The organism is Clostridium saccharoperbutylacetonicum N1-4(HMT), assembly GCF_000340885.1.
GTDB classification, from domain to species: Bacteria; Bacillota; Clostridia; order Clostridiales; family Clostridiaceae; genus Clostridium; species Clostridium saccharoperbutylacetonicum.
Window position 1 is genome coordinate 631,881 of record NC_020291.1, and the last position, 18,642, is coordinate 650,522.

Below are 18,642 nucleotides of genomic sequence, written 5' to 3' on the forward strand. Positions count from 1 at the left end.
ATAAAATAAAGCTGAAAGGTGGATTGATAATGAAAAAATTTACTATTTTATTCTTAATATTATTATGTTTATCATTTAATATAATGACTATTTCCCCTCTAGCTCAAACTAGTGGCATTAAAGAAGGCTTATATACAGTATCTGATTTAAAACTTGCACCCAATAGTACTTATGTGATACAAAATCAATCCTCTGCTGATAGTGTCTTTGTACTTGTCTTTAATGAAAATAATGTTGTACAACAATCTTTACGATTGGAGACTAAATCACCAAAATTTAATTTATTTCCTCTTAAATCAGAGTATAAAATACTGATAATTGGTAATGGAGACATATCTATCTCTGAAACATAATTTTAGAGAATGTATTTTATATTTTAATACGATATTTTCCTTTGTAAATATAATTAAAATATTTATCACACACACTAAAGCGGAAGGTGGAAATTATAGTGAAGAATTTTTTTATTTCATTGCTAATTTTATTATTCTTATCATTTAATATTACTTTAATACCTTTAGCTATAGGCAATATCTTTAAGGAAGGCTTATATACACCATCGGATCTTAATTTACCATCAAAACCTAGTTATAATATTCAAAATATTTCTAGTACTGATAATGTCTATGTACTTGTTTTTGATAAAACACATTCTTTATATCAATCTATACGAATGGAACCTAATTCTCCAAAGTATGTGGTATCTTTTGACCCCGACTTCAGAATAGCAGTAATTGGTAAAGGAGAAGTATTTTTCTCTTAAAAGACACTTTTTGAGTGTCTTTTTTATTTTTTCCTTTACCCTAAATTCTGCGAGATATCTATAGAATATACATTCCACATGCGAATCATAAGGACACATTAAAATTAAAGTTTATATAAACATATGTTAAGTTTATACTTATACTTATGTCATTGATTTTCAATCGTATTACTTTTATCTAATCCATTATCTACAAGAATCGCATACAACGTACCATCTGCTTTCATCTCATTAATTTTTTCATTTAGATTATTTAATAATGTGATATCGCTTTTTTTAACTGCTATTCCTACAAGTCCATGTATTTCAGGAGTATAATCACTTAATATCTTTAAATAGAAGCTATTGTTTTTTAAAGAATATTCTACCAAAGCTGAATCAGATACACCTGCATCAATTTCCCCATTATTTATAGCATTCAATAAATTAGTATTATCTTCGAAAAACAGCACATTTTTTACTAAGTTATTTTTCTTCCAATCTTGTATTAAATCCGCAAATTTCGTACCTCTTATAGTTCCAACCACTGCATTTTTCAAATCATCCTTAAAATTAATTTTTGAAGCCTTTGGAACAATAACAACTTCTGATTCCTTATATAGCGGCTGAGTAAATGATACTATCTCTTCACGCTCAGGAGTTATATATATTCCATCTGCTGCCAGATCTATACTATCATCAGTATTTAGTTGGTTTAATAGATCTGCAAATTTTATTTTCTTTTCTTCAATTTTATTAATTCCAAGTCGCTTTGCAATTTCAGCTATGATATCAGCATCAATTCCACTTAGCTTATTTGTTTCAGGATTTATATAAGCAAAAGGCGGGGCATCTGCTGAAACAAAAGTTAGTGTCCCTTTTTCTTTTATTGTTTGTAATCTATCCTTTACTGATGCAATATTGGTTGTTGTAATTTTACTACTATTCGTATCACATCCAATTATTGCAATAAGACCTATAATAACAATTAAAGTGAATATTTTTTTCATAAGTAAAAATCTCCTTAAAACGTGAACTATTTTTTATAGTTATTGTTTGAAATTGAAATATGACTTATTCATGTTTTAAAGAATTTCAAATTTAAAAAAGAATAGTTTTATTGTTGGCTACATATAATCTACGATTTATTTTTGCTACGTCAAATCTACATGTTATACAGAGATTAATTTTAATATAAGATGTATTAAGTTTAGATATAGTAGAGAGCAGTAAACAAACAGTATACCTGTAACCAAAGACATTATTTCTTACTCTTGCATGAATTTTATTTCACTAGCTACATTATATCTGGCATTGGATAGAATATAAATTAATAAGTTTTTTATTAGTTTATAATTCAATATTTCTAAATTTTATCCCAGGCATAAAGCAAGATAAATTCCATTAAAGTAAGTAAAAATAAGGACTTAAGAAGAATTTTTTGAATGTTAGCTAAAATTCATAAAACGGCTGGTAAATTTTTGTGTGGAAGTTGATTCTAAGAGGGATGAATGGTATTATTGATTTTAAGGAATGGCTATTTTGCTATGGATTAACTTCAACATGAGATGTATTTAAATCCGATCCAATGAATAAGATGCAAATCTATATTAAGATTAACTTCAACATTAGATGTATGTAAATCTAACTAGTTAGTACAAGTTATTCTAGTATTACGCAAAAATCACACTATTCATTTTTTAGTTGAATAATGTGATTCTTAAATCAGTTATTAAATTTTATATAATCTATAAATTCAAAGTTCTTGCTGATTCATAGAGCAAGCTGAAATTTCTGTAATTATTCCCTGATGAATTTTACATCTGAAGAAGGAACCTCTACAGTATCAGAAACATATCGCTCAACCTTCATGTGCAGATCATACTTGTTTCTTAAATGTGCAATAGTTGTCATCATTGGTGAAGCATGATGGGCGTCAATTGCATTCTGATCTCTCCAACTATCGATAAGTAAAACTGTTTCAGGATCATTCATCGGAAAGAAATATTCATATTTTTCATTTCCATCTTCGTTACGGATGGCGGCAGCAGTACCGCTGTTTTCCATTTCTTCTGCAAATTTTCTGGCATTTCCGTTTATTCCTGAATAGTATAAATTTACAGTGATACTCACTATATTCACTCCTTCTTCAAGTTATAATGTATATAATAAATTATAACATATTTATAAAATATCCCATTATTCAGTTTTCAAAGAACATATTTTTTATTTATTACATCAAACTGCTAATTTAAGCATATTTTTACCAATATAAGGTTTAGGCACTTCCATTTGAAAAAGCCACAGTGCATTTATACAGCACATAGCTTAAAGTCAGCTGATCATGTGATTTGAGGTAATGAATATATTTTGATTGTTATTTTCAAGGTAAGAAATAAGTTTAACTGAACACTTTATCAATAGTAGAATAAGTGTACATTTGTATATGTAGGTGATATAATATTTATATAGTGAATATTATAATATTTTGTAATATAGTGTCATGGAAAGTTGGAAACGATGATGAGTTCTTTTATTTGGGCACCTTAAGAATTCGGAGTTAGTGGTGCAACCTGCCAACAATTAAGTTATTAATTGTTGGCGGGTTTTTTTATTGAAATTTTAAGTATAAGGATAGGAGATTAAAAAATGAGATGGCTTAATAATTTAAAGGTAGGTAAGAAATTAACATTACTTATAATATGCTCTTTAATAGGGTTATTTGCAGTAGGTATAACTGGATATTACTTTTTACTATCATCTAGTAAAAGTATTGATTCTATGTATAATGAAAGGTTATTATCCAGTGAATGGCTGAGCGAATCTAGAGTTCATGCAAGAGCTATTACAGCTGATATCTATAGACTTATGGTAACAACGGATAATGCAGAAAATGAGAGTTTAATTAAAGATATTGATAATCGTGCTGAACAATTTAATAATTATATGAATCAGTATAAAAATTTAAAGTTGGATTCATTTGAAACAAGTAAGATAAAGGAAATAGAAGATAAATTATCAAAGTATAGAGAAGGTAGGAAAGTTGTTATTAGTTTAGCTAAAGAAAATAAAAATCAAGAAGCGTATGAGTATTATGAAAAAAATGTTGATATATATGTACAAGCTTTCATGAATAGTTTGGTTGAACTTGGTGATCATAATAGACAAATTGCTGAAGAAATAAATAATGCAGATAAATTAAATTTTAAGATTGCAGTAGGAACGTTTTTAATTATAGTTATCACAGCATCAATTTTGATAATTGTATTAGGAGTACTTATAACAAAACGTATTACTAAGAGATTAAATGATTTTGTAATATTTATAGGTGCTTTATCCCAAGGTGATTTTTCATTAAAGATAAAACCAGAGAATCTTAAAGATAAAAGTGAGTTTGGTACAGTATCCAATGCTTTAGATAAGATGACAAATAATATCAGAGAATTAGTTAAGCAATTAGGAGATACATCAAAACAATTAGTATCATCTTCAGAAGAATTAACTGCAAGTGCTGAACAATCAGCAGATGCATCAAATCTTGTTGCTACTGCTGTAACTACTATGGCGAATGGTGCGGATGATCAACTTGCATTTGCTAATAGTACTACTAAAGTAGTTGAAAATATATCTGATAAAATAAATGTAGTATCTGAAAATACAAAATCAGTTTCAACATTAACGGATAATGCTCAAACTTCTGCAAATGCTGGTGAAGAAGCAGTAGAAAAAGCTATTAATCAAATGGAAATAATAGAGAGAAAGACTAATGAAACGTCAACAATTATTAGTGAGCTTGAAGAAAAGTCAGCGAAGATTGGACAAATTATTGATACAATTGAAGGTATCTCAGAACAAACCAACCTACTTGCGTTAAATGCAGCTATAGAATCTGCAAGAGCAGGGGAAGCGGGGAAAGGTTTCAGCGTAGTAGCAGATGAAATTAGAAAATTAGCAGAACAGTCACAAGAAGCCACTAAAGAAATAGCTAAAATTATTAACGATGTTCAAAGCAAAACTAACAGTGCAGTTTCAGTTATGAATGAAAGCTCAAAAGAGGTTGATACAGGAGCAATGGTTGTAAATGTTGCAGGTACAAGTTTCCGTGAAATACTTCAAATGATAAGTGCAATATCTGAACAAATTCACCAAATATCAAAGTCCATCAATGAAATAAGTGTTGGGACTAAAGCATCAGTTACTTCAGTAAATAATATCCAAAACATAAGTATGAAGATAGCAGATGAAACACAAACAATATCAGCAGCAGCAGAAGAACAATTAGCATCTGTTGAGGAAATAGCTTCATCTAGTAAAATTTTATCTCAAATGTCTGAAGATTTAGGAAGTATTATAACTAAATTTAAAATATAATTTATGGTAGCTTGTTTATAATTATTTAGAAATTTAAATTATAAAGTCAAGTGAGGATGTTGTAGAAAACAACATTATTAAAAAATTGAATAGTAAAAATAGAAATTGTTTTAGAAGTCTAGTAGTAATGAATTTGAATTGATTACTACTAGATTTTTTTAATTTAATTTTATTTTAACTAGTATTTTCGTGCCATTTTGATTAATTTAAATATTAGAAGAAGGATTATATCATATTCCACATATAAATGAGCTACATAATAATATGAGGAGTATATATAATGTGTGTGATATTTTGTAAAATATGTTAAGATAAGTGTTGTATAAAATTACAATCTAATGAATAATAGTAATTAAGTGTTAACTAAAGATACTTAATATTTTATGTAGGAGGTTATAGAATGAGTTGTAAAATGTGTGAAAAGCAAAAAAATATTAAAGATGACCCATATTTTATTATGGAACTTGAAACAGGATATGTAATTTTAGGATGGTTCCAGAGGTTCAAGGGTTATACGGTTTTCAATTGTAAAGAGCATGGTCCTGAATTACACAATTTAGAGCATTCTTTTAAAATAAAACATCTTGAAGAAATGTCTATAGTAGCAGAAGCAGTTTCTAATATATTTAAGCCTGATAAGATGAATTATGAACTACTTGGAAATGGATGTTCTCATATTCATTGGCATTTATATCCGAGGGTGAAAGGTGATACTCCTATAGTTAGCTCGGTATATCAATTGTCAAATGAGGAATTGTTTGATGAATCTACAAGACCGAATGAGGAGCAGAGAGAAGAAATGAAAGAAAAGATTAAAAATGAAATTGTACGTCTACTTTCAAGATAAGTATTAATCTACTTATATACATCATACTTAAAATAGTAATAGTGAAAACTATTATAAATGGAATCATACCTATCCCTCCAAGAATCATAATTGTATTAATTATAACACTTATTCAATTTTCAAAGAACATTTTTTAGTGGTTTTATAATTCAATATTTCTAAATTTCATCCCAGCCATAAAACAAGAAAAATTTCATGAAAGTCGGTGAAAATAAGGCATAAAGAAGAACTTTTTGAGTGGTAGCTAAAATTCATAAAACAGCTGGTAAATTTCTATGAAAAAGTTGATTCTAAGCGGAATGGATGGTATTATTGATTTTAAGGAATGGCTATTTTGCTATGGATTAACTTTAACATGAGATGTATTTAAATGAGGAATGATGACAGGCAATGAAGTAAGAGACTGGAGATTAACTTTAACATGAGATGTATTTAAATTAGAGTACAGGATGTGTTGTTTGCATTTTTTGAAAGATTAACTTCAACATTAGATGTATTTAAATCCCAATAGTTAGTACGTCCTATTATTTTGTAATAAAAAATATCACGATATTCATATATTATTCTGAATATTGTGATATTAAAAATTGTTGTTTACAATTTAGTAACTTATTTAATTTATAGTTAATATTCATTCAAATAAGTCTGTAATAGATCTGCTAACTTTCCGATATGTATTCCATCGACAAATGAATGATGTGCTTGTATGGAAAATGGAAGCATCATTTTTCCATCTTTCTCGGAATATTTTCCCCAATCAAATAATGGTGTGGCATTATCCTTTTTACCAGAATTAGTATGTGAAATATGTGTATAAGATATCCATGGTAAAGGTGAAAATTGAAATATATCATTACCTAATGGACCTGTAAAGTACTCCTTTTGGTTTGAAGCTGCCTTAGTGGCCTCAATTACATATTCCTCCAATGTATCTTTCTTCAACATTAACAACTTTAAATAACTCTGTTTCCTTATTCAAATAGGTAAATGCAGTATCTATTCGGTTAAATAGTACAATTTTTTCGTCTACAAAACGATATCTAAATTCTTCAATAGTATTTGCACATTTTGAAACAACATAGATAAGAGACATAGTAAAGGAAAGCTTCTTTTCTTTTGTCTTTTTTAGAAAATTGGTAATATCTAATTCAAAAGTTACGCAAAATGCTGGCTCAATACTATTTCTAAATATCTGACAATGCAATGCTCGCTTCCAATTTTTTTCGTCAATCTCTTTATAAGTATTTGACATACGTTATACCTTCTCTCTTCAAAATATTATTTACTAAATTATAACATATTTACACTACACATTATTCGACCTTCAAATCAACGATGGTATTTAGGATAAATTGTCCAAGTGATATTATACAAATAAGTGATACTTTAAGTCAGGAAGATATCACCTCAATTATCCATTTCTTTTACTTTAACTTGATTATGAATCATTTAATTCTTTAATGGAAAATATAAATAAGAATCATTTTATTTATAGTGTTTACTGTTAATTAATAAAATTTATATCAAGTTAAAGAAAGGGAGATATAAAAGTTTATGAGTATAATATTTAAAATCTATAAGAGGGATATGAAAAAAATAATAACCAATACTCCTCTCATGATTATAATAGTGGGATTACTTTTGGTTCCAGCCTTATATGCTTGGATTAATATAATAGCTTCTTGGGACCCCTATGGTAATACCAAAGGTCTGTTAGTGGCAGCTGTAAACAATGATAAAGGTGCTGAAATTAAAAATATGGAAATTAATGTAGGTAAGGAAGTAATAGATAAATTAAAAGATAATCAAAGCATTGGCTGGACATTTGTTGAACAAAATGAAGCAGAAAATGGAGTGAGATATGGTAAATATTATGCAAGTATAACCATACCAGAAGATTTTTCAAGCAGCCTTCTTTCTGTTGCAGCAAATGGTGAACCTAATAGAGCTAAACTAATTTATTCTGTTAACGAAAAAATTAATGCCATTGCGCCAAAGATTACAAAAAGCGGACTAACCAGCTTACAAAGTGAAATAACCAAGTCTGTTACTGAAGAGGTAAGTAACACAATACTTAACTATATGAATGCCTATGGTACTGAGTTAGAGCAGATTAAACCTCAGTTGGAGAATTTTATAAATGTGGTAAGTGATATAGATACTAATCTTCCCCAAATTGGAGAAAGCATAAACAATGCTTATAATGGGGCTGTAAATATGAATAATTTTATAAAAAATATTCAAGGAAATATATACAATATAACAAATTTTCTAGATAATGCTCAAAATGTTATTAAAGCTAGTAATGATTTTTTTACTAAATTCAATAGTGCCATAAAAAATATCTCTCCATATATCAAATCTGATTTAGCAGGGATAAAAGCTAATGTAAATGGAGCAAAAGACAACCTTAACAGCTTTAAGAATTCTGTAGATACAGATGCTAAAGGAGCGCAGGAGGCTTTAAAGGCAGCTGATGCTAATGTGGAAAACGCAATATCTGTTATTAATAATGATATAAATATACTTCAATCTATAAATGATATTTTACATAGTGATTTACTTTCAAGTTTCATAAACAAAATGCAGAATATTAGAGATCAACTAGTACAAAATAAATTAAATATAGATAATCTTATAAAGACTCTAAGTAACGGTAGTAAAAATTTTTCTGATGCAGTAGCTTCTGTAATACAAAATATAGATAAAATATCTCAGTTTATGGATGATTCAATAGGGAATTTTGATAACACAATTTCTCCACAAATTAGTAGGTTAGTAAATAATACTACAGACATGGCAAATAATTCGTTAGGGCTTTTAGAAAGTGAAAAAAATACTATGCCTTTAATAAATAATTTACTAAAAGATGCTGACATTGGGACTGCTTTAGGAGAAGAACATATTAAAAGTATTAAAGATAAATTTCCACAGATTGAGGAGAGTATTCATGCTAATACGGAAAAGCTTAAAAATTTGAATGATGATGAAAAATTCAATGAGCTTGCGACTTTTTTGCAGAAGAATACAAAAAACGTAAGCAGCTTTTTAGCAGATCCAATTGAGTTAGTGCAAAATAGAGTATTTCCTATCCCTAATTATGGGTCAGCTATGGCTCCGTTTTACAGCACTCTTGCTATTTGGGTGGGAGGATTTACATTACTTTCTATATTATCGGTGCATGTAGAGCCATTTGAGAAGGTTAAAAATTTAGGAACAACAAAAATGTTTTTTGGGAGATTTTTAACTCTTGCTACACTCTCAGTGCTTCAAACTATTATTATTATTTTAGGAAATCTTTTTTTCATTAAAACTTATACGGTAGATCCAGTAGTGTTGTTAATATTTTCTATATATGTAGGTCTGGTATTTATGATGATTATCTATACACTGGTATCTGTATTTGGAAATGTCGGCAAGGCCTTAGCTTTGATTATAATGGTGCTTCAAGTTTCTGCATCAGGAGGAACCTTTCCAATACAGCTTACACCTAAATTTTTTCAAAATGTAAGTCCAATGCTGCCTTTTGCGTATGCTATAGGAGGAATGAGAGAGGCTGAAGGAGGAATTATTTGGAGTTCATTATATTATAATATAGGAATTTTATCTATATATTTTTTTATTTCAATAATAATTGCTATTTTTCTAAAGGAAAAGGTGAATAAAAAATCTGAAAAGTTCGTTAATAAGATGCGAGAAAGTGGATTGGTTGGAGAATAAATACATGTTTAAATATCATATTATTATATATAAATTTTATAAGAGGTTCTTGCAGAATGTAGGTACCTCCTTCATTTAATTTTCCTAAAGGATATATGGTTAAATTTTAGTTGTTGCATAAATTGATAAAAATAAATTAACGTTGCAGAGATTATTTGCTATAATTTTCATGTGGAGAAGAATTTTGGAGGGAAATAAATAATGATGAGTAAAGTAATCATTAACGTATAGGAGGGGAAAAGGTGAAATCACTACTAAATGTATTTATTCTTTTAGCGCTTATAGTAGCGTTACTGTTGGCTGTTATTGCTATAATACGAGGATATAAAGGAATGAAGATAAGTAAACAATTTGAGACATCTGATAAAAAAATAAAATTTGCTTATTGGCTGCTTTCAGCTATACATATGTGGGTTGGCATTGTAGTAACTTTGTGTTATGTGATTGCAGGAATGTTAATCTTGAATAGATTATAAGGAGGAGATTTGATGGGCATTATACTTTTACCATTTATTGCTGCTATAATTGGAATTATCATTTTTCTTATTTGCTTTATAGGAACATGTCTGATAATTATCGGTGGGACAGGCATGGCAATGAATAAAATATACTTGAAACAGATGAAAACAAATAATGTTTTATTAAAACCTCAATTTAATATTAGCTCAATAATTTTAGGAATTATATTTATAATATTTCCGTTAGGATGTGTTTTATCTGGGGTTATTTATTCATTAGCATAATGTTTATATTATAAGAAGACTTTTTAATACAATATTTAATTAATAAAAATAGCTACACTTTCTTAGAAGAAAGGTGTGGCTATTGTATATTTCATTTAATTAATCTCATCTCTTTTTAGTTATGAGTTTTGAGTTAGTGAGCAAAGTTATTAGTTCTATAACTCCTAACTGCACTAAGCGTTTGTTAAACTAGAAGATTGATTTATAAAGTAATCTCTAGTTTCAGCTTGCAAAACATCTTTAATTGCATCTGCAACAACATATACATTTTCTTGTGCAACATCTTTCTTGATGCCTAAAAAAGTCTTTTTGGTATAAATTCGATAGCTAGCTTTATCTTTTCATTTTTCAACTTCGATACTAAGAGTAACTGAGTCGATAGTTTTAGTAACTGCTATTTGTGTGTATCTCCTTCATTTAATTTTCATAAAGGATATATGGACAAATTTTAATTATTGTATAATTTGATGAAAATATTCTATTAACCCAAAGACTATAATAGCTTGAGGCAGTGGGAGTATAACTATTGAATTCCATTCCATATGCCTTTTAAAAAGTATACATGAGAAACATTATAGATTTATAAACATACTTTAGAAGTATAGAATAATATTAAGCGAGAAGAAGAGATATAGATGATTTATGACAAGCAATTATTTTCAATAGAATCCAATTTAAAAATAAGTTTTGAAGGAAAATTATTAAAGTTTATAAGTCCTATATACCGAGACATTAATCGTTATTTTCTACCCTTGGTAGAATTTATTGGATTAATAGGAGGTGCGTTTAATATCACAGGAAGTAAAATCGATATACTATTTAAAGGGAAATCTCCAATATTTATAAACTATGAGACTGATGATTATAAATTTACTTTAGTTAATAGTGTATTATACTTATCGTTATTTGATATATGCAGTATGTTAAATGCTAAATCTAAATGGGATTATGATAGTAGTTCTATTTTTCTCTATTTGGATAGGAATAAGTATGAGAGTTATACAAGACCTCCTGGAAGAAACGCTTTAATTCGATTTGAAGATGTAACTGCAGGTGATGAGTATTTGGATTCTGACAATCTGGAGAAATTCAGAATAGTTGCAGATTATATGTTTTCAAATGGTGTTCCATTTCATATAGCATGGATACCAAGGTTTGTTGATCCTCCAAACAGCATTGATAATGATATATCTAAAGATTATAGTATGCCTAATTCCAACTTCCTTTTTACAATGGAGTATTTACTGAGTAGAAATGGTGTGATTGGGTTGCATGGCTATACTCATCAGTATCAGAAAGAGGTAAGTGCAGATGGGACTGAGTTTAATGAAGAGCGAAATAATGATGAAAAGAGTATACGAAAAAGGGTAGAAGCAGCTATTAATATGGCAAAAAAATTAGAACTTCCTGTTAAGTTTTTTGAGAGTCCTCATTATGCAGCTACTCAGTTTCAGCAAAGTATATTTGAACAATATTTTGACGTGATTTATGAAGGCTATGTAGGTATATGGGGAAGAAAAATAGTTAAAAGTCCTAGGAATCATAGAACATTATATATTCCAACACCTTTAAGTTATGTAGAAGATAAAGACAGTACGAAAGAAATGCTTGATAGAATAAATCATTTAAGTGAGAATACATTAGCTAGTTTATTTTATCATCCAAATATTGATTTTGAATATATAACTCTTCAAAATGATACTAGTGGATACCCAATAAGCAATTATTCAGAAAATTCTCCGCTTCATCGAATTATAAAAAAGTTATATGATAAAGGGTATAGTTTTGCAAAGATAACGGATTTAGGTTTTAATAATACGAAAAATATATCTATTGAATTAGTTAGATTATATAAATATTTTAAAAATAAAATATTATGAATAGAAAAAATAATAGAGTTATTGGTGCCGTATCTCACATAGTATTTCCTCTTGCAACTTGTGTATTTCTAGTATGGGGCTTTCTTTTCCATGGATGGAGGATATGCTGGATTGTCTACCCTATAACTGGAATTTTGTTCAGTGCTTTTGCTAGAACTTACAGTTTAATGAATGGTGCTAATAAATAGTTTTTTAAATAACAGCTTCAAGGTGAAGAGTAACCTTGAAGCTGTTTGACTTTTATAAATGATAGATGTTTCAAATAATAATGCATTAAGCTATATTAATCAACTACAAAAAGATAAGCTTCTACAGCATTCACAGTTTCTTCTAATAGACGCTTTCGGGAAATTTTATTTTTTGAAAAGACTATTTGATCTACAATGGAATTGATTAATGAAAAAGTAATTGAGGTAGCCGCCTCGATGTCGTGTACCTTGATTTTATCTTTGATTTTTTGAAAATAGCGAAGTACGGCATTTTCAACATGTGTCTGTTGAGTTTCAAGAATTTCTGCAACTTTAGGATTTGAAAAGCTGAGAATTTGTATTTCTTGGTTAAGTGCTTTTGACTCTTCATGATTTTTAATGATGACTTCCATTAATTTCATGAGAAAATCTCTAAAATTATCATTCAAATTTTCCATTTCGCTTAAAAAAGTTTCATGGATAGCCAAGAAAGATTGATGATACCTATCTAATATTTCAAGAAATATAGTTTCTTTGTTAGGAAAATAGAAATAGAGATTTCCTATAGATATATTTGCACAAGTTGCAATTTCATTTGTGGTAGTTTTATAGTAGCCCTTCTGGCAAAATAGTTCCAAGGCAGTATCTAAAATTTTACTTCTAGTAAGTTCACTTCTTTTTTGTCTTGGTGCATGTGTTTCCTGTTCCTGGTTCATATAATCAATCCTCACTTTTTAAGTCTGTGTATATAAATACTATTAAATATTTTAAATGGTAGCAATAGTTTTTTCAATCCAGTTAAATATACGATCGTTAGCGTAAATACGGCATCCTACTTGGCAATGGTATCCTGCACCTTCATTATTGGTGAAAAATAAATAATCTTTTGGACATTCCAATTTATCATAAAGAATTTTTGACTGAGTATTCCAAGCTTTTTTATCACTTTCATTCCCTATAACAAGAACTGGACAGGATATTTTTGAAGTTACACCATCTAAGCAGAAATTTTTATAACTAAGCACATATTCGGCTGGAGTATCAACTCCAAATGTTAAAAAACCATGTCTAAATCTCCAATCAAGAGCTACACTCATTTTCATAAGCATACGAGATATTAGGTTAAAAGTTGTTGCATGTTTATGAATTTTGTTTAATGTAGCCTCACGCTTTTTAGGATTTAAACTAAGGCAGTCATATAAGCCTCCATTTGCAATGCAGGCTGAAATTCTTTTTTCAAAGGCTGCTGCACGAGGTGCAAAATAACCGCCAAGGCTTTCTCCCCATAAAATTATTCGGTCATGGTCTACAGATAAATCTTTAAGAACAAAGTCAACTGCAGGGAAAATAGCTGTTTCATAATTATATCGGAAGGGGATATTACGTCTACGGATACTTTCTCCTTGTCCTGGTCCGTCAAAAGCTAAGCAATTCATACCACGTTTAATTGCAGCAATACCAATAGCATATAATTCTTCCTTAGTGCCGTCATTTCCAGATATGACTATGATAGTTGGAGCAGGTCCTTTGGTGTCTGCATGATAAAAATGACCTGGTAGGCTAATCCATTCGAAGGGGATTTCTACTGGTTCTATATGATAAGGTCCATACTTAATTGCAAGGTTAAAGCACTGTGTGCTTAACGTATTTATTTTATCCATATATTCTTTGTTACTTCCGTAGTTGAGATAAAATTCTGCTGTTCTGTAATAGTTGGAAGCACGAAGAAAAGATTCAGAGGCACTTGTTTCCAAGCCTTCTTTTAAACACTCTTCTCCAAATTTACGAACTCGATCAGCTGTTTTTTCCCATTCGGTACACCAACTGGAGCAGCTTCCATTCTTTATTTTTTGGCTTGTAGCTGTAACTTCAGAGATATCTGCTTGGCCTACAGGTGTAGTTCCAAGAGTACGGAGAGCTTGATAATCAAAATGTTTGTTTTTAAATAAAAATCCCATAGAATTAAACCTTCTTTTTGTAAAATTAGAGCTCTTACTCTAAAAATAATACTTTTGGAATACCTTGTCAATATATTTAGAGTAAATACTCTAAATATATTGATGGAATACTTTACAGTTGATTATGAATTAATGTATATAATTCTATAAGGTATAACATGTTTGATTATTTTGAGAATTTCCTGAATAATTAAAGAGTGGAGAACTTAATTCAAATTCAAAAGTTTCTCTATTAACTAGTCCAATTACTTCATTGCTATCATATAATTTAAGTAAAAAATCAGCCATTTGTTTGCTAGTATGGTAAGTACCAAAAGACTTATCATAATCATATTTTTGTACATTATTGGCTATGTTTCCGAAGTTTGTTTTAGTGGCAGCTGGTGCAAGTACTTTTGCTTGCAGTTTAGCATTGCAGGCTTTTAATTCTCTTGCTAAGCCTTCAGTAAAGGTGCTTACGAAAAATTTGCTAGCACAGTAGGTAACAGCATTTGGAACAATAATATATCCACCACTTGAAGAAATATTTATAAGCTGTGAACCAGTCACATCTTTATAGTCACGCACGAATAGTGAGGATAATATTACTAAAGCATCTATATTCAAGCGAAGCATAGTTTCAATCTTTTCTATATCTTGATCAGCTACGCTTGAATAATTACCAAAACCAGCATTATTAATTAAGGTTTCTATACAATAGGGTTTCAATTCTTCATAAAGTTGATGTACCTTTGATGTTATAGATAAATCAACACATTTAATTATTACATTCAACAATGGATTCTCCTGTAAGATTTCTTCTTTCAATTTTTCTAAATTATCTTTACTGCGAGCAACAATAACTAAATTTTTATTGCGTTTTGCAAAGGCTTTTGCAGTCTCATATCCTATCCCTGAACTTGCACCTGTAATAACTATATATTTTTGTTTTTCCTTCATTTGAATCACTCCCATTTTTATGATATATTGAAATTGTACAATGTGGAGTTAACTCCAGGTCAAGCAATTTTAGAGCTTATCGTTAGAGCTTAAAAGGAGAATCTAAAAATGAATTATTCAATAGGAGAATTTTCAAAACTTACTAATCTAAGTATAGATACCTTACGTTACTATGAAAAAGAAGGTTTAATTACTCCAGAGCGTAAAGAAAATGGAAGGCGTTATTATAGTGAAAAAGATGTAACGTGGATAGCGTTTATAAAAAGATTAAAAGAAACAAGAATGCCTATTAAGGAGATTCAGGAATATGCAAAGCTACGAGCTATTGGGGATAAAACTATGGCTGAAAGAATGGAGATGCTTATAAAACATAGAACTGCCTTAGAGGAAGAAATCATGAGAGCTAATGAAAATCTTCAAAAATTAAATGAAAAAATTGATTTCTATAAATCAGCTATTGATGAAAAATTAATATTATGATAAAATTAGCCTACAATTTTAAACTTGTAAAAGTAAATTAATTATATATTTAAGTTTTCTAGGGTTCCGCAGTTTGTAACTGGCAGGTCCGAGAGAAAACACACAGATAACTGTGGACACGGAAGGATAAAAGCCTGGGAGATATTTAATGATATCTCTAGGGCTTTTTTTATTTTTAAGGAGGAAAAAGTTATGAGTAATTTTAGTTACAAAGATATTTATATGGAAGATGTGAGAAGAGTGTTGGAGGTTAATATACTTCCAGAAAAACATTGTAATTTCGATTGTATATTTTGTCCTATTGGAAGGTCACAAAATAAGGTGGATACACAAAAATCCTTTGATAAAATAGATAGTTCATTGGCTGAATTGGAAAGCAAAATAGAAACTGGAAAAGCAGAATTAATATTTATTAATTCTAAGGGAGAGGCTTTAGTACATGATAAGATTGATGATATTATTGATTTTGTTAAAGCTAAAGGCCTGCAAGTAAGACTGCTTTCTAATGGATATTTATTAAGTAGGGAGGAATATATAGAAATTTCTAATAAATGTGATGAAGTGGTTGGAGAGATAAAAGTAATAACAGAAGAAGATTTTCAAAAAGTTCAAAGACCAATTGAAGGATATACCTTAGCAGAATATATTTCTAATATGGCTTCTTTTAATAAGCAATACAAAGGGAAATTTATATTTGAAATCACTATAATTAAAGGCTACAATGATGATGAAAAATCAATTGAGAAGATAAAAGCTGTAATTAAGGAAATATCTCCTGATGAGATAATTGTTGCAAGAATGGAAGAGGATAGATTTAAGAAAAAACTTGGTATAACTGATGAAAGATATGAGGAAATTTCAAAGGCATTACTAGATGATGTATGGAAGTTTTAAATCATATTGTAAAAGTAATGTTAAAGTAATAAAATAAGATAATTATAAAGATAAATTATAGCATGGGGAGGAAAACATTATGTTAGAATATAGATACGATACACAATTACTAATTGAGGGAGAAAATCTCGATGAGGATAAAATTAATGAATATTTTACAAAGAATTTCAAAGGAGATTGCTTACTTGCTGTAGGAGATGAGGAGTTAATTAAGATTCATTACCATACTAATGAGCCATGGAAGGTATTAGAGTATTGTGCTTCCTTAGGAGAAATCTATGATATTGTAATTGAAGATATGGAACGTCAATCAAAGGGACTTAAAGGTTAATAATTGTATAATAATAGTGGTTTTGAAATTTATTTTTTGGAACTGCTATTTTTTTATAGCTATTGACTTTAACGTAACGTGATAGTGTATTTTATAAATATACTTTAGAAAAGAGGTGAAGAAATGAAAATTAATGAAGTAGCAAAATTAACGGGGATAACTACAAGAACTCTCCATTACTATGATGAAATAGGACTACTTAAACCTAGTCAAATTACAGATGCTGGTTATCGTTTATACGATGAGAATAATCTATCTGAATTACAGCAAATATTATTTTTTAGAGAATTGAATTTTCCACTTAATGAAATCAAAGAAATAATGACTAATTCTGAATATGACAAGACCGAAGCATTAAAAAAGCATAAAGAGTTATTGCTAAAAAAGCGTGAACGTATTGATAGATTGGTAACTCTTGTTGAAAATACAATAAAAGGAGATGGAGAAATGAGTTTTAAAGAATTTGATATGACTGAAATTGAAAGTGCTAAAAAGAAGTATGCAAAAGAAGTTAAGGAACGTTTTGGAAATACTGAGGCTTATACTGAAAGTGAAGAAAAAACAAAAAATTATGGTAAGGAGCAATGGCAGGAAATAGATGCTGAAAGTAAAAAGCTATTAAAAGCTTTTGCTGATAATATGGATAAAACTCCTGATAGTGAAGATGTACAGAAGTTGGTTAAGGAGTGGCAGAATTTCATTACTAAGAGCTTTTATAAATGTACAAATGAGATTTTACAAGGTTTAGGCATGATGTATGTTGAAGATGAAAGGTTTAAGAAAAATATTGATAGTAATGGTGAGGGAACAGCAGAATTTATTTCAAAAGCAATTGAAATTTACTGCTTAAATAACAAGATAAAATAATTACTGACAATTTATGCTATAATTAATTTATCATGGGAATGAAATATAGAAGAAGTATAAGTTAGTTTTTGTGGAGGATTTATGAAATTACTTTTGATAAGACACGGACAAACCGAATGGAATATAAAAGGGAAGATACAGGGAAGTTGCGATATTGAACTTAATGACACTGGCATCAGACAAGCAGAAGAATTGAGTAGTAAGATGTTAGAAAATAAATATAAATTCTCAAAGATTTACTCAAGTAAACAAAAAAGAGCAAGTAAGACAGCAGAAATTTTAAGTAAAACTACTAATATAGAGTATGCAGTAATAGAAGGATTAGAAGAAATGAACCTAGGAGTATGGGAAGGATTATCCTGGGCAGAAGTCAAAGAAAAGTATCCAGCTGAATATGAGAAATGGTACTTAAATCGAAGATACACTAAGACTCCTAAAGGAGAATCCTATGAAGATATGTTACAGCGTGTTTTTGCTACAATAAAGAATATTATTAAGGGAAATTGTGAGGATGTTGTAATTGTAACTCATAGTGCTGTGATAATGAGTATACAATGTTTCTTAACCAACACTCCATTTGATGAAATGACTAAATTTAAAACAGAGAATACTTCAATTACAGAGGTAGATAGTGATTTGTTGCTGCAATTGCTATCTAACATTATTTAGTATATTGTAAGTA

Annotated in this window: 20 protein-coding genes, 1 pseudogene and 2 riboswitches; of the genes and pseudogenes, 13 read left to right on the top strand and 8 right to left on the bottom strand. The window is 29.2% G+C overall.

The window, feature by feature from the left end; all coding sequences use genetic code 11:
* Positions 1-29: 29 nt before the first annotated feature.
* The gene (locus CSPA_RS02765) at positions 30-353 is read left to right on the top strand and encodes a hypothetical protein (protein WP_015390685.1); all 324 of its coding nucleotides are present in this window, start codon (positions 30-32) and stop codon (positions 351-353) included.
* A gap of 98 nt (positions 354-451) precedes the next feature.
* On the top strand, positions 452-763 hold the full coding sequence (locus tag CSPA_RS02770) for a hypothetical protein (protein ID WP_015390686.1): 312 nt from the start codon (positions 452-454) through the stop codon (positions 761-763).
* 149 nt (positions 764-912) lie between these two features.
* Here CSPA_RS02770 and CSPA_RS02775 read toward each other — a convergent pair whose 3' ends face one another.
* Positions 913-1,752 (bottom strand): ABC transporter substrate-binding protein, encoded by an 840-nt coding sequence (locus CSPA_RS02775; RefSeq protein WP_015390687.1) that lies wholly within the window; start codon positions 1,750-1,752, stop codon positions 913-915.
* 790 nt (positions 1,753-2,542) lie between these two features.
* Entirely contained in the window at positions 2,543-2,875 is a 333-nt protein-coding gene (locus CSPA_RS02780) for an antibiotic biosynthesis monooxygenase family protein (protein ID WP_015390688.1), read from the bottom strand.
* 371 nt (positions 2,876-3,246) lie between these two features.
* A riboswitch (cyclic di-GMP riboswitch) is annotated at positions 3,247-3,329 on the top strand.
* A 62-nt stretch (positions 3,330-3,391) separates the two neighbouring features.
* Between CSPA_RS02780 and CSPA_RS02785 the strand changes: the two genes are divergently transcribed.
* Positions 3,392-5,113, top strand: a complete 1,722-nt coding sequence (locus CSPA_RS02785) for a methyl-accepting chemotaxis protein (RefSeq protein ID WP_015390689.1) — start codon at positions 3,392-3,394, stop codon at positions 5,111-5,113.
* A gap of 400 nt (positions 5,114-5,513) precedes the next feature.
* Entirely contained in the window at positions 5,514-5,960 is a 447-nt protein-coding gene (locus CSPA_RS02790; protein ID WP_015390690.1) for an HIT family protein, read from the top strand.
* Positions 5,961-6,584: 624 nt separating this feature from the next.
* On the opposite strand, the gene CSPA_RS30870 is transcribed toward CSPA_RS02790, so the two are convergent.
* Together CSPA_RS30870 and CSPA_RS30875 are read right to left on the bottom strand one after the other, a co-directional pair.
* Complete coding sequence (locus CSPA_RS30870; RefSeq protein ID WP_341274097.1) at positions 6,585-6,905, bottom strand: CatA-like O-acetyltransferase; 321 nt, start codon at positions 6,903-6,905, stop codon at positions 6,585-6,587.
* Complete coding sequence (locus CSPA_RS30875) at positions 6,868-7,212, bottom strand: CatA-like O-acetyltransferase (RefSeq protein ID WP_341274096.1); 345 nt, start codon at positions 7,210-7,212, stop codon at positions 6,868-6,870. The genes CSPA_RS30870 and CSPA_RS30875 overlap by 38 nt, the downstream gene beginning before the upstream one ends.
* Positions 7,213-7,547: 335 nt before the next feature.
* Here CSPA_RS30875 and CSPA_RS02800 point away from each other — a divergent pair, with 335 nt between their 5' ends.
* The 3 genes from CSPA_RS02800 to CSPA_RS02810 all read left to right on the top strand — a co-directional run bounded on the left by CSPA_RS02800 (position 7,548) and on the right by CSPA_RS02810 (position 10,423).
* A complete protein-coding gene (locus CSPA_RS02800) occupies positions 7,548-9,680 on the top strand; it encodes a YhgE/Pip domain-containing protein (protein ID WP_278248786.1) in 2,133 nt (710 codons plus the stop codon).
* 242 nt (positions 9,681-9,922) lie between these two features.
* Positions 9,923-10,156, top strand: coding sequence for a hypothetical protein (locus CSPA_RS02805; RefSeq protein WP_015390692.1), 234 nt, complete (start codon positions 9,923-9,925; stop codon positions 10,154-10,156).
* A gap of 12 nt (positions 10,157-10,168) precedes the next feature.
* Positions 10,169-10,423 (top strand): hypothetical protein, encoded by a 255-nt coding sequence (locus CSPA_RS02810; RefSeq protein WP_015390693.1) that lies wholly within the window; start codon positions 10,169-10,171, stop codon positions 10,421-10,423.
* Between the two features lie 173 nt (positions 10,424-10,596).
* Here the strand turns inward: CSPA_RS02810 and CSPA_RS29010 are convergent.
* A pseudogene (locus CSPA_RS29010) lies at positions 10,597-10,821 on the bottom strand (DUF1659 domain-containing protein).
* Between the two features lie 237 nt (positions 10,822-11,058).
* On the opposite strand from CSPA_RS29010, the gene CSPA_RS02815 reads away from it, so the two are divergent.
* Entirely contained in the window at positions 11,059-12,303 is a 1,245-nt protein-coding gene (locus tag CSPA_RS02815; protein ID WP_015390694.1) for a DUF2334 domain-containing protein, read from the top strand.
* A gap of 283 nt (positions 12,304-12,586) precedes the next feature.
* On the opposite strand, the gene CSPA_RS02820 is transcribed toward CSPA_RS02815, so the two are convergent.
* The 3 genes from CSPA_RS02820 to CSPA_RS02830 form a co-directional block, all read right to left on the bottom strand.
* On the bottom strand, positions 12,587-13,207 hold the full coding sequence (locus CSPA_RS02820) for a TetR/AcrR family transcriptional regulator (protein ID WP_015390696.1): 621 nt from the start codon (positions 13,205-13,207) through the stop codon (positions 12,587-12,589).
* 51 nt (positions 13,208-13,258) lie between these two features.
* Positions 13,259-14,449: an alpha/beta hydrolase family protein gene (locus tag CSPA_RS02825; RefSeq protein WP_015390697.1), complete on the bottom strand. Its 1,191-nt coding sequence runs from the start codon at positions 14,447-14,449 to the stop codon at positions 13,259-13,261.
* Between the two features lie 144 nt (positions 14,450-14,593).
* Positions 14,594-15,388: an SDR family NAD(P)-dependent oxidoreductase gene (locus CSPA_RS02830; RefSeq protein ID WP_015390698.1), complete on the bottom strand. Its 795-nt coding sequence runs from the start codon at positions 15,386-15,388 to the stop codon at positions 14,594-14,596.
* Positions 15,389-15,496: 108 nt separating this feature from the next.
* Between CSPA_RS02830 and CSPA_RS02835 the strand changes: the two genes are divergently transcribed.
* The 5 genes from CSPA_RS02835 (at position 15,497) to CSPA_RS02855 (ending at position 18,629) form a co-directional block, all read left to right on the top strand.
* A complete protein-coding gene (locus CSPA_RS02835; protein ID WP_015390699.1) occupies positions 15,497-15,868 on the top strand; it encodes a MerR family transcriptional regulator in 372 nt (123 codons plus the stop codon).
* A 47-nt stretch (positions 15,869-15,915) separates the two neighbouring features.
* Positions 15,916-16,011: riboswitch (guanidine-I (ykkC/yxkD leader) on the top strand.
* 49 nt (positions 16,012-16,060) lie between these two features.
* Positions 16,061-16,762 (top strand): radical SAM protein, encoded by a 702-nt coding sequence (locus CSPA_RS02840; RefSeq protein WP_015390700.1) that lies wholly within the window; start codon positions 16,061-16,063, stop codon positions 16,760-16,762.
* A gap of 79 nt (positions 16,763-16,841) precedes the next feature.
* Entirely contained in the window at positions 16,842-17,093 is a 252-nt protein-coding gene (locus CSPA_RS02845) for a hypothetical protein (RefSeq protein ID WP_015390701.1), read from the top strand.
* A gap of 123 nt (positions 17,094-17,216) precedes the next feature.
* Positions 17,217-17,960, top strand: coding sequence for a MerR family transcriptional regulator (locus tag CSPA_RS02850; RefSeq protein ID WP_015390702.1), 744 nt, complete (start codon positions 17,217-17,219; stop codon positions 17,958-17,960).
* A gap of 81 nt (positions 17,961-18,041) precedes the next feature.
* Positions 18,042-18,629 (top strand): histidine phosphatase family protein, encoded by a 588-nt coding sequence (locus tag CSPA_RS02855; protein WP_015390703.1) that lies wholly within the window; start codon positions 18,042-18,044, stop codon positions 18,627-18,629.
* Positions 18,630-18,642 lie beyond the last annotated feature (13 nt).

Coding starts and splice junctions, on each gene's coding strand:
- CSPA_RS02765 (WP_015390685.1), top strand. CDS start 30: ATGAAAAAATTTACTATTTTATTCTTAATATTATTATGTTTATCATTT.
- CSPA_RS02775 (WP_015390687.1), bottom strand. CDS start 1,752: ATGAAAAAAATATTCACTTTAATTGTTATTATAGGTCTTATTGCAATA.
- CSPA_RS02785 (WP_015390689.1), top strand. CDS start 3,392: ATGAGATGGCTTAATAATTTAAAGGTAGGTAAGAAATTAACATTACTT.
- CSPA_RS02790 (WP_015390690.1), top strand. CDS start 5,514: ATGAGTTGTAAAATGTGTGAAAAGCAAAAAAATATTAAAGATGACCCA.
- CSPA_RS30870 (WP_341274097.1), bottom strand. CDS start 6,905: ATGTTGAAGAAAGATACATTGGAGGAATATGTAATTGAGGCCACTAAG.
- CSPA_RS30875 (WP_341274096.1), bottom strand. CDS start 7,212: ATGTCAAATACTTATAAAGAGATTGACGAAAAAAATTGGAAGCGAGCA.
- CSPA_RS02800 (WP_278248786.1), top strand. CDS start 7,548: ATGAAAAAAATAATAACCAATACTCCTCTCATGATTATAATAGTGGGA.
- CSPA_RS02810 (WP_015390693.1), top strand. CDS start 10,169: ATGGGCATTATACTTTTACCATTTATTGCTGCTATAATTGGAATTATC.
- CSPA_RS02815 (WP_015390694.1), top strand. CDS start 11,059: ATGATTTATGACAAGCAATTATTTTCAATAGAATCCAATTTAAAAATA.
- CSPA_RS02820 (WP_015390696.1), bottom strand. CDS start 13,207: ATGAACCAGGAACAGGAAACACATGCACCAAGACAAAAAAGAAGTGAA.
- CSPA_RS02825 (WP_015390697.1), bottom strand. CDS start 14,449: ATGGGATTTTTATTTAAAAACAAACATTTTGATTATCAAGCTCTCCGT.
- CSPA_RS02830 (WP_015390698.1), bottom strand. CDS start 15,388: ATGAAGGAAAAACAAAAATATATAGTTATTACAGGTGCAAGTTCAGGG.
- CSPA_RS02835 (WP_015390699.1), top strand. CDS start 15,497: ATGAATTATTCAATAGGAGAATTTTCAAAACTTACTAATCTAAGTATA.
- CSPA_RS02840 (WP_015390700.1), top strand. CDS start 16,061: ATGAGTAATTTTAGTTACAAAGATATTTATATGGAAGATGTGAGAAGA.
- CSPA_RS02845 (WP_015390701.1), top strand. CDS start 16,842: ATGTTAGAATATAGATACGATACACAATTACTAATTGAGGGAGAAAAT.
- CSPA_RS02850 (WP_015390702.1), top strand. CDS start 17,217: ATGAAAATTAATGAAGTAGCAAAATTAACGGGGATAACTACAAGAACT.
- CSPA_RS02855 (WP_015390703.1), top strand. CDS start 18,042: ATGAAATTACTTTTGATAAGACACGGACAAACCGAATGGAATATAAAA.